The following is a 264-nucleotide window of genomic DNA, read 5'->3' on the forward strand; positions in this document are numbered from 1 at the left end:
CACATCAACCGCGGCCACTACGGCCTGCAGGATCTCGGTCACCAGTGCTTCGTCTTTCAGCAACGCGGAGCCGGCGGCCTTGTTGCAGACCTTCTTGGCCGGGCAACCCATGTTGATATCGATAATCTGTGCGCCCAGCTCGACGTTGGCCCGTGCCGCATCGGCCAGCATCTGCGCGTCGCCACCGGCAATCTGCACCGAGCGCGGCTCGGGATCGCCTTCGTGGATCATGCGCATGCGCGACTTGCGGGTATTCCACAGGCT

General features: G+C 63.6%; 1 protein-coding gene. It reads right to left on the reverse strand.

Translation table 11 applies throughout. The annotated features are described in order from the left end of the window. On the reverse strand, positions 1 to 264 hold a 264-nt coding region (locus tag AAEY83_RS15950), incomplete at both ends, for a tRNA-dihydrouridine synthase (RefSeq protein ID WP_351060530.1).

The organism is Psychrobacter sp. TB20-MNA-CIBAN-0197 (genome assembly GCF_040309765.1).
Lineage (GTDB): Bacteria > Pseudomonadota > Gammaproteobacteria > Pseudomonadales > Moraxellaceae > Psychrobacter > Psychrobacter submarinus.